The sequence below is a fragment of the Microvirga sp. P4_G7 genome, from assembly GCF_056401005.1.
Genome location: NZ_JBFUKD010000005.1, coordinates 20,628 through 28,069, shown reverse-complemented (window position 1 = coordinate 28,069; position 7,442 = coordinate 20,628). Strand labels below are relative to the sequence as shown.

The 7,442-nt window shown below is 63.8% G+C and carries 9 protein-coding genes; 8 read left to right on the top strand and 1 reads right to left on the bottom strand.

Annotation, left to right across the window (positions count from 1 at the left end):
* Nucleotides 1–307 precede the first annotated feature (307 nt).
* The 5 genes from AC1DT3_RS01140 to dnaQ are packed head-to-tail and all read left to right on the top strand — an operon-like array spanning nucleotide 308 to nucleotide 3,972.
* A complete protein-coding gene (locus tag AC1DT3_RS01140; RefSeq protein ID WP_477463384.1) occupies nucleotides 308–1,138 on the top strand; it encodes a pyruvate, water dikinase regulatory protein in 831 nt (276 codons plus the stop codon).
* Complete coding sequence (locus tag AC1DT3_RS01135; protein ID WP_477463383.1) at nucleotides 1,135–1,758, top strand: Maf family protein; 624 nt, start codon at nucleotides 1,135–1,137, stop codon at nucleotides 1,756–1,758. Before AC1DT3_RS01140 ends, AC1DT3_RS01135 begins: the two co-directional genes overlap by 4 nt.
* A 10-nt stretch (nucleotides 1,759–1,768) precedes the next feature.
* Nucleotides 1,769–2,617 carry a shikimate dehydrogenase gene (locus AC1DT3_RS01130; RefSeq protein WP_477463382.1) on the top strand — a complete coding sequence of 283 codons (849 nt, stop codon included), beginning with the start codon at nucleotides 1,769–1,771 and terminating at the stop codon, nucleotides 2,615–2,617.
* Nucleotides 2,614–3,231: a dephospho-CoA kinase gene (gene coaE / locus AC1DT3_RS01125; protein WP_477463381.1), complete on the top strand. Its 618-nt coding sequence runs from the start codon at nucleotides 2,614–2,616 to the stop codon at nucleotides 3,229–3,231. Before AC1DT3_RS01130 ends, coaE begins: the two co-directional genes overlap by 4 nt.
* Nucleotides 3,232–3,255: 24 nt before the next feature.
* Nucleotides 3,256–3,972: a DNA polymerase III subunit epsilon gene (gene dnaQ / locus AC1DT3_RS01120; protein ID WP_477463380.1), complete on the top strand. Its 717-nt coding sequence runs from the start codon at nucleotides 3,256–3,258 to the stop codon at nucleotides 3,970–3,972.
* A 129-nt stretch (nucleotides 3,973–4,101) separates the two neighbouring features.
* On the opposite strand, the gene secB is transcribed toward dnaQ, so the two are convergent.
* Nucleotides 4,102–4,599, bottom strand: coding sequence for a protein-export chaperone SecB (gene secB / locus AC1DT3_RS01115; protein ID WP_477463379.1), 498 nt, complete (start codon nucleotides 4,597–4,599; stop codon nucleotides 4,102–4,104).
* A gap of 393 nt (nucleotides 4,600–4,992) precedes the next feature.
* On the opposite strand from secB, the gene AC1DT3_RS01110 reads away from it, so the two are divergent.
* The 3 genes from AC1DT3_RS01110 to AC1DT3_RS01100 are packed head-to-tail and all read left to right on the top strand — an operon-like array spanning nucleotide 4,993 to nucleotide 7,435.
* Nucleotides 4,993–5,700 carry a Tim44/TimA family putative adaptor protein gene (locus AC1DT3_RS01110; RefSeq protein WP_477463378.1) on the top strand — a complete coding sequence of 236 codons (708 nt, stop codon included), beginning with the start codon at nucleotides 4,993–4,995 and terminating at the stop codon, nucleotides 5,698–5,700.
* Nucleotides 5,697–6,866, top strand: coding sequence for a murein transglycosylase A (gene mltA / locus AC1DT3_RS01105; protein ID WP_477463377.1), 1,170 nt, complete (start codon nucleotides 5,697–5,699; stop codon nucleotides 6,864–6,866). Before AC1DT3_RS01110 ends, mltA begins: the two co-directional genes overlap by 4 nt.
* Nucleotides 6,863–7,435, top strand: coding sequence for a Smr/MutS family protein (locus tag AC1DT3_RS01100; RefSeq protein WP_477463376.1), 573 nt, complete (start codon nucleotides 6,863–6,865; stop codon nucleotides 7,433–7,435). The genes mltA and AC1DT3_RS01100 overlap by 4 nt, the downstream gene beginning before the upstream one ends.
* The last annotated feature ends 7 nt before the right edge of the window (nucleotides 7,436–7,442 follow it).

Genomic DNA, 7,442 nt, shown 5'->3' with positions numbered 1-7,442 from the left:
CCGCAAGCCTGTCCACAACGGGTCCACACCGCCCCTGACGGTAAACATTCCGTTAAGAGAGTGCGGGACGACCCATCATGGTTTCCAAATTCTTAAAGCTTAACAAATTATTAACGCCGGTCGGATGGCCCGCCGCCGGAATCGTTTTTCGGAACCGTGCCTGATTCTCCCATGATGCCGAATCCGCGGACGCACAGGAGGCAGTCTTGTTGATGGATCGAACCGCCACCCACAGGCCCCTTCCGCTGGACCCGGTCGGCGAAGCGATCTATCCACACTGATCGACTCCTTGCACCCAGAGGCTTGTGTGGGACGAAGCTACTTTCACCTCCATCTCGTCTCCGATTCGACCGGCGAAACCCTCATCACCGTCGCGCGCGCCGCCGTGGCGCAATACGAGGGCATTGCCGCCATCGAACACGTCTATCCCCTCGTCCGCTCGCCGACCCAGCTCGAGCGCGTGGTATCGGAAATCGAGGCGGCACCCGGGATTGTCCTCTATACCCTGGTCGAAACGGATCTCGCGGAGCGGCTCGAAGCGGTGTGCCGCGAAACCGGGTCGCCGTCCCTGTCGGTGCTGGAGCCCGTGCATTCTCTTCTGCAATCCTATCTCGGCACGGCCTCGACCGCTCGCCCGGGTGCCCAGCACACGCTGAACGCCGAGTATTTCAAGCGCATCGACGCGATGAACTTCACTCTTCTCCACGACGATGGCCATCTGCCGCACGATCTGGAGGAGGCCGATGTGGTCCTCGTCGGCGTCAGTCGGACGTCGAAGACGCCGACCGCGATCTACCTCGCCAATCGTGGCGTCAAGGCGGCCAACATTCCGCTGGTTCCCGGCGTTCCGCCGCCCGCCGTGCTTCAGACGGCAAAAAAGGCCCTGATCGTCGGTCTTGTCGCGACGCCGGATCGAATCGTCCAGATCCGCCAGAACCGGCTGCTCAGTCTCAACGCCGACGATGACACCGCCTATGTGGATCGGGACGCAGTGGCCGAAGAAATCGCCGCGTCGCGCCGCCTGTTTGCGCGCAACAACTGGCCGGTGATCGACGTCACCCGACGCTCGATCGAGGAAACCGCCGCGGCGATCCTCGACTATTATCGCGATCATCGCCTCAAATTCATTGCCGAATGAAGACGTCGTCGCCCTGGATCGAAACGCAACCGCTGCTGCTCGCCTCCACGAGCCAGACGCGGCGCATGCTCCTCGAACACGCGGGAATTCCCGTCGAGACGACCGCATCGGGCGTCGACGAGCGAGGGGTGGAAGACGCCTCCCGGCATGAGGGGATGCCGCCTCTTGCCCTCGCGCAACGGCTCGCCCTGGCGAAAGCCATCGCGGTCAGCGAGCGTCGGCCGGATCGGCTCGTTCTCGGTGGGGACCAGGTCCTCGATTGTGAGGGCATGACCTTCCACAAGGCGGGAACGCGCCAGGAGGCAGCCCGCCAGCTCGAACGTCTGGCCGGCCGGACACACGCGCTCCATGCGGCGGGAGCGCTCGCGCGCAACGGCACGCTCGTTGCCGCCTTCGATGCCACGGCGTACCTGACGATGCGGCAGCTCGGTCCGGACGGGATCGAGCGATATCTCGACCTCGTCGCGCCGGACACCCTCGCCTCCATCGGGATCTATCAGGTCGAGGCCGTCGGCATCCATCTGTTCGACAGAATCGAGGGCGACCACTCCACGATTCTCGGCCTTCCTCTGCTTCCCCTTCTCGCCGCGCTGCGGACGCTCGGCTGTCTCGCCTTTTGAGGTTCGTTTCATGACGAAAGCGTTTGTCGTCGGCCATCCGATCAAGCATTCCCGTTCGCCGCTCATTCATGGCCATTGGCTGAGCCGTCATGGCCTCGACGGGACCTACGAGCGCATCGACGTGGCCCCTGAAGATTTCAGCATGTTCCTCAAGACCTTCACATCTCAGGGCTTTGCCGGTGGAAACGTCACCATCCCGCACAAGGAGGCGGCTTATGCGGGCGTCCAAAGGCGCACAGCGCGGGCCGAAAGATTGAAGGCCGTCAATACGTTATGGGTCGAGAACGGCGTTCTGTGGGGCGACAATACCGACATTGTCGGTTTCCTCGCGCATCTTGATCAAAGCCTGGGACAAGGCTGGGAGCAAGATGTGGAAACGGCGTTGGTGATCGGTGGAGGAGGCGCCGCGCGCGCGATCGTCGCCGGGCTGATCGATCGACCGATCGGTCGGATCCTCGTCGCCAACCGAACCTTCGCGAAAGCCAAGGAGCTGGTGGAGGACCTCGGTGCCGAAGGTGGCCGGATCCTCCAGGCACTCGATTGGCACGACGTCGCTAGCGTCGTTCCCGAAGCAGGGCTGATCGTCAACACCACGTCGCTCGGGATGGTCGGCCAGCCGGACCTCGATCTCGACCTGAGCGATGCGCTCGGCAATGCCATTGTCGCCGACATCGTCTATGTCCCGCTTGAAAMGCCCCTGCTGGCGCAGGCCCGTGCGCGAGATTTGCGGATCGTCGACGGGTTGGGCATGCTGCTCCATCAGGCCGCTCCCGGATTCGCTCATTGGTTTGGCGTGACGCCGCAGGTCACCGACGAATTGAGAGCGATCGTGACGGCGGACCTCGAAGGGCAAAAATGACTTTCGTGCTCGGTCTCACCGGCTCGGTCGGAATGGGCAAATCCACGACGGCGGAGATGTTTCGCGCCGCCGGCATTCCGGTTCACGACGCGGATGCTGTCGTCCACCGGCTCTATCGCGGCGCTGCGGTACCCCTGATCGAAAAGGCGTTTCCGTCGGCGATCGCCGACGGCGCGGTCGATCGGGCGGCGTTGGGGCGGATCGTTCTTAACGATCCGGCGGCGCTCAGCGCTCTCGAAGCGATCGTCCACCCGCTGGTGCGCGCCGAGGAGGAGCAGTTTCTGCGCGGCCTTCATGCCGACCGCGAGCCCCTCGTCGTTCTCGATATCCCGCTTCTTCTCGAAACCGGCAGCGAGGCGCGCTGCGATGCGGTTCTCGTCGTCACCGCTTCACCGGACGTCCAACGGCAGCGCGTGCTCGCGCGACCCGGAATGACGGAGGAAAAGTTTGCCGCCCTCCTTGCGAAGCAGATGCCGGATGGGGAAAAAAGAAGGCGGGCGCATTTTCGAATCGAGACCGATGGCGGGCTCGATTCGGCGAGGGCGCAGGTACGGTCGATCCTGACCTGCCTCGCCGCGCGGCCGGGACGGGTTCTCCACCGTCCTACGTCGTAGCGTTCGTTGAGCAAGAAGCAGGCGATGTTGCGCGAAATCGTTCTCGACACGGAAACCACCGGTACCGACCACCTGAAGGGCGATCGGGTGATCGAGATCGGTTGCGTCGAGCTCCTCAACCACATCCCGACCGGCAAGAGCTACCACGTCTACATCAACCCCGAATATGCGGTGTCTGATGGTGCGTTCGGCGTGCACGGATTGAGCAACGAATTTTTGTCCGACAAGCCGCTATTCGCGTCGATCGTGCCGGAATTCCTCGAATTCATCGCGGATGGCCGGCTCGTCATTCACAACGCTTCGTTCGACGTGAACTTTCTGAACGCCGAATTTGCCCGTACCGGACATCAGCCGATCGTGTTGAACGACGTGGTCGATACGCTCGCCCTCGCGAGGCGCAAGCATCCGGGCGCGGCGAACAATCTCGACGCGCTCTGCTCGCGTTACGGCATCGACAATTCGAGGCGCACGAAACACGGCGCGTTGCTCGACGCGGAAATTCTGGCGGAAGTTTATATCGAGCTCATCGGTGGCCGGCAGACCGGCCTCGATCTGTCCGTGCAGAGCTTCGCCCGCAGCTCGATCGTCGTTCCCGGCGGAAGCGCAGCCAGGGAGATCAAGCCACGTCCGTTCGTGTCGCGGCTGACCGATGCGGAGCGGGAAGCCCACCAGGTTTTCGTCCAGTCCCTCGGGTCGGACGCGTTGTGGCTGAATTATATCAAGGAAGAGCGGGACGCCTGACGGAGCGTCGCTGCGTAAAAGCGTCTTCCGGAAAAGAAAGGTCTGCCCGAAAAGAATGGCCGGGACGAGCCCGGCCAAAAAAGTCACGAGGCGGCGAGACGCTCGCCGTCCTCGATCGACACGGATCGCTTACGAAAGCGTCTGGCCGGCGGAGCCCTGCTGGGCCTGCAATTCGGCGGCGCGCTGGCGATACAGGGCGACGAAATCGATCGGATCGATATAGAGCGGTGGGAAACCGCCGTTGCGGACCGCGTCGGCCACGATCTGGCGGGCGAACGGGAACAACAGACGTGGGCATTCGATCATGACCACCGGGTGGAGCTGGTCCTGCGGAATGTTCTGCACGCGGAACACGCCCGAATAGGTGAGCTCGAACGCGAACAGAACGTCCTTGTCGGCGACCTTGGCGTTGCCTTCGAGGGTCAGCTCGACCTCGAAATCGGCCTCGTCGAGCTGCTTGGCGTTCACATTGACCTGCAGGCTGATCTGCGGACCTTCGGTCTGCGGCTGCAGCGAGCGCGGCGCATTGGGGTTCTCGAACGAGAAATCCTTGCAATATTGAGCGAGGGCGTTCAGCGCGGGAACGGTATCCTGCGCTCCTCCGTTATTCGCCGGATTGTCGGCCATGTTTGTAACTCCGCGGGGAGATGGATCGATTGAGCCCGGACGGAACGATCTAGTGCACGATCGACGAAGTAGAACGGCTCGTCAGTGCGATCAGGACGAATCCGGCACTCCGGATGCCGAAAGCGTGATCGGACGTGAAACCAGCCGCCACTTTGCTGATCACACTCTGAGAGAGCGCTATCGGCGATGGGCCAGGGCTCCGCGCCTACCACGCTTCCCGCCTGCGAACAAGGTTTTGCCAATGTTCGGGACCCTTCCTGTCGGATCCTCCGCTTGTCCAAGGGAGAGGTGGATGTTACGAGCCAAGGGCCCCATATGCGATGGATCAATCTTCGCCTGATCGGCTAGACGATCGGGGGACCTGGGGCGGACAAGGGCTAGACCGGATCGACGATGCAGGATTCCTTCGACATCACGACCCTCATTTTCATTGTTCTCGCGGTCTTCGTGGCCTGGCGCCTGCGATCCGTGCTCGGTCAGAAATCGGGCAGCGAGCAACCGCCGTTCGATCCCCTCGCCCGCCGCGAGCAACCCGCCTCCGCCCCGGACCGCGACAATGTCGTGCGGCTGCCTGGCGCGAACGGCGACAAGCCGGCGCCGATCATCCCGGCGGCGGACCGCTGGAAGGGCATTGCCGAACCGGGCTCGTCGGTGGCCAAGGGGCTCGACGACATCGCTCGCGCCGAACCCGGATTCGATGCGCGCATTTTCGTCGAAGGTGCCAAGAGCGCCTATGAAATGATCGTGATCGCGTTCGCCCAAGGTGATCGCAAGGCGCTGAAGGATCTGTTGTCGAAGGACGTCTATGACGGGTTCGACCGCGCCATCGCCGAACGCGAGCGCAAGGGCGAGAAGGTGGAGACGACATTCGTGTCCATCGACAAGGCCGAGATCAAGACGGTCGAGATTCAGGGTGGCAACGCGCAGATCGTGCTGCATTTCCTGTCCAAGCTGATCACCGCGACGCGCGATGCCGACGGAACGGTCATCGACGGCAGTCCCGAAGCGGTGGTCGACGTCACGGACGTATGGACGTTCGCCCGCAAGCTCGGCAGCCGCGATCCCAATTGGCAGCTCGTGGCGACCGAATCGGGACAATGAATCGTGGCCGGAGAGCGGTCTGTTTCAGCATCATCGCGGGCTTCGTCATGACTGGAATCGCCGTGTCGGCGGCGTTCGCCGACAAGGCGCGCCTGAAACCTCTCGCCTTCGACGACTTGTCCGGTTGGGACCGGGACGACCACGCCGCCGCTTTCGCGGCGTTTCGACAGACCTGTGGCGTTTTGATCGAAAAGGCGCCGGAATTGCGTCCGGCGCAATTGCCCCAAGACGATCTCGTGGCGATCTGCCGGAAGGCGCTTGCGCAGAACGTGCTCGATCGCGAAGCATCGCGCCGCTTCTTCGAAGCGAATTTTCGGCCCCTCGAAATCGTGCCGCGATCCGGTGAGGGTTTTCTGACCGGATACTACGAGCCGGAGTTTCAAGGTTCCCGGCAGCCGACCGAAGTCTTCAAGGTGCCGCTTCTCGATCGACCCGCCGATCTCGTCACGATCGCGCAAGGTGAGACGCTGCCCGGCATCGATGCGGGGCTCCAGGCCGCACGCAGGACCGCGACCGGTTTCGAGCCCTATCCCGACCGCGCCGCCATCGAGGAGGGCGCGCTTGCCGCTTTGACCAAGCCCATCGTCTATCTGCGCGAACCGGCGGAAGCGTTCATTCTCCATGTCCAGGGCTCCGCCCGGATCAAGCTCACCGACGGCTCCGTGATGCGGGTCGCCTATGCGGGACGCAACGGCCGGCCCTACACGTCGATCGGACGTCTGCTCGTGCAGCGGGGGGAAATGAGCCTCGACGAGATGACGCTGGAAAAGCTCATGGGCTGGCTGCGCGATCATCCCGAGCCGGCAAAGGCGCTGATGCGCCAGAACCAATCCTACATCTTTTTTCGTGAGGCCAGCGAGCTGGCGCCCGATCAGGGGCCGATCGGCGGCGCGGGCGTGCCGCTCGTTTCCGGACGCAGTCTCGCGGTCGATCGCAGCCTTTGGCCCTACGGCCTGCCGTTCTGGCTCGAGGGTGAATTGCCGTTCTCCCTCGATCGCGCCGAGCCGCTCGCTCGCCTCATGATCGCGCAGGATACCGGCTCCGCGATCCTCGGCCCGGCCCGCGGCGATTTCTTCTTCGGGAGCGGCGAAGCGGCCGGGACGCGGGCGGGACTCCTGCGTCATGCCACCCGTTTCGTCGTCCTCCACCCTCGCGCCGGGCAATGACGCGCCGTCGCCGCGGGCTCGATCCCGAGGAACGCCGCCTGTGGGTTCACGTCACCCGTGGGGTCCGGCCGATGCCCGGAAAATCCGTGCCGGAGGAGATGGACGATCAGCCTGCGGTCGTGGCGCCGCCTCAGCCGAAAGCCGCCCAACCACTCGCGCGATTGGTCGCCCCCGTGCAGAAGCCGTCGCCGCCACCCCTCGCACCCCTCGAACGCAAAACGTTGAAAGCGCTTCGGCGCGGCAGCCGCGCCGTGGACCGGGTGATCGATCTGCACGGCATGCGGCAGGCGGAAGCCCATGTCGGCCTGATCGGATTCTTGCGCCGCGCCCAGATGTCCGGCGACGGCCTCGTCCTCGTCATCACCGGTAAAGGTGGCGCAGGTTCGGGCGGCGTAGCTTCGGAAAGCGGCCTGTTCGAGGAGCGTGGAATCTTGCGCCGCATGGTGCCGCTCTGGCTGCGCCTGCCCGAGATGCGGGCGCTGGTCATCGGGTTCGAGGAGGCCTCTCCCCACCACGGCGGATCCGGTGCACTCTATGTGCGGCTGCGCAGGGCGCGCGGCACGGATTGAGACGCGC